The sequence below is a fragment of the Bartonella sp. CL100XZDX genome (assembly GCF_042195375.1).
In the GTDB taxonomy this organism is placed as follows: Bacteria; Pseudomonadota; Alphaproteobacteria; order Rhizobiales; family Rhizobiaceae; genus Bartonella.
The window spans coordinates 1-2,186 of record NZ_JBHIOH010000025.1 but is presented as its reverse complement, the minus strand read 5'-3'; the positions used below and the strand labels follow the sequence as shown (position 1 = coordinate 2,186).

General features: G+C 35.6%; 1 protein-coding gene and 2 pseudogenes. 2 read left to right on the top strand and 1 reads right to left on the bottom strand.

Annotation, left to right across the window (positions count from 1 at the left end):
* Positions 1 to 104: 104 nt before the first annotated feature.
* Positions 105 to 416: pseudogene (locus tag ACFILU_RS02250) on the bottom strand (MBL fold metallo-hydrolase); the annotation flags it as partial.
* Positions 417 to 420: 4 nt separating this feature from the next.
* On the opposite strand from ACFILU_RS02250, the pseudogene ACFILU_RS02245 reads away from it, so the two are divergent.
* A pseudogene (locus ACFILU_RS02245) lies at positions 421 to 1,035 on the top strand (sensor histidine kinase); the annotation flags it as partial.
* 586 nt (positions 1,036 to 1,621) lie between these two features.
* Positions 1,622 to 2,186, top strand: a 565-nt coding sequence (locus ACFILU_RS02240) for a BA14K family protein (protein ID WP_375674558.1), incomplete at its 3' end; no start/stop codon positions are given.

The following is a 2,186-nucleotide window of genomic DNA, read 5'->3' as shown; positions in this document are numbered from 1 at the left end:
GTTTGGAACACGTTTGTTATGCCCCAATAAATTAACTTCTGTTCCGCCCTACTAAAAAGTCTTAAATGGCACAAAAAAACGTTGCAAAGCGTTTTTTTGTTTGCTCATATATTAAAATCTTGAAGAAAAGGATTATTTTGGCGCCCATAGCCTATGCTACTTTTAGGACCATGCCCACAAATAAAACAAACATCATCGCCTAAGGGTAAAACTTTTTCTCGAAGAGATTGTATCAATTTTTCATAGGAACAGAAGGGGAAGTCCGTACGTCCAATAGAACCACGAAAGAGAACATCACCCAAGAGGGCTAAGCGCTCTTTTTCATTGAAATAAATAACATGACCAAGGGAATGCCCTAGTGTATGCAAAACCCTAAACTCATGTCTAGCAAAATACACACACTCACCATCTTCTAACTATATCGAACAACGCACCATAATGCTTTCGGGTGTAAGCCATGATTTAAGAACCATTCTCACCCGTTTTAAACTTCAACTACCGTTAGCAAATACTGACTTTGATATTAAGCCGCTTGAGCAAGATGTGAGCGACATGCAAAATATGTTAGAAAATTACCTTGCTTTTGCCCGTAGTGAAGGAAGTGAGTGTATTAAAACTTTTGATTTAAATGCTCTTATGCAAAAATTCTCTACCGATGCGCATCTTCACAAACGTCAATTTTCCTACACCATTGAAAGCCCTACACAAATACAAGTACGCCCACATGCCTTCACGCGTCTCATCAGCAATCTTGTATCAAAAGCATTTTGTCATGCTAATATTGTCAAACTAACAGCCATATCCCAACAAGAATCTTTCATCATAACTATTGATGATGATGGACCTGGGATTCATAAAAATATGCGCACAGAAGTCTTTAAGCCATTCTTTAAACTTGATAAAACACAAAATCAAGATGCGAGTAGAGCAGGACTCGGCCTTTCTATTGCTCAAGATATAGCACGTAGCCATGGAGGCAATATTCAATTGGATGATAGCCCTCTAGGGGGCTTACGCGCTATTATTGATGTTCCCCCTTTAGCAATTTTTCTTGTTAAACCACGTTATAAAAAAATCCCTAAAACTATCAAAACATGCCAAAAACACTTCTAAAACCTAAATGAGCACAAAAAAATTAAAGAGAATGTTTCCCATATATCAAAAAAAGTTCCCGCAATATATTATCTTATACAGTTATAATCTGATATCGAACTCAATATTTAACCTCACAAGAGAGTAGTCAAACAGGACTGTATTCTATCACACAAATAAGATTTTATCTTAGCACCATAAGCCTATAATAAAAAAGGATAACTTTTATTCATACACCTATTGTTCAATTCATATTGTATCAAGTAATAAAAAAGTACTCATCAATAAAGAATTTATAACCAATAGTAAAAAATCTGATGCTCTCAATACAAGCTGCTTAATTAACCTTAAGAAGAGTACATTAATTGAAATCAAAATTTTGTCATGATTTTATTTTACTGTACCGGCAATGTTTTAACTAAATTAATTTTTATTTTTTTGTCACAATAAAGTACAAAATTGTTCAGGCTCTATTCAGTTTGACACGTGTAGGATATGAAAAATACGAATTTACACAAGGAGCATCATTATGAAAAAACTCTTCAGATTAGCGATATTATCAGCAATGTCTACTGCAACCGTTTTGATACCATTAAATCCAACGCTTGCAGATATGGCATGGTATCATAGCTATGATATGAGGAGGGAGGCTGGTTTACCAGCTCACAATTTTAGCTCCCATTTTTCTCATAGTGAACATCGCTCTTTTGATAATCCCCACAAGCGTCATTATGTTAGCCATAAATGGGGAGCACAACAACACCATCATGTTGAACACAAGACATATCATTATGTCGAGCGCAAAAAGACAAAACACAGTAGTATTAATATAAATAACTCAGGAGAAGCTTTAGCAATAGGCATTCTTGCTCTTGCAGCAGGTGCACTTCTCGGCAAAATTTTAAAAAAACCAGAACAGCCACAAGTTGTTTATCAAACCGCACCACAGCATCAAATTGTATATCAACAGGTTCCACAAGAACAGATAATTTATGAAGCTCCGCAAACGGTGGAATATGAGCCAGTACAACAATCATGGGAATCTGATTGGCTTAACTATTGCAAGAAAAAATACCGTTCTTTCAACCCTAAAA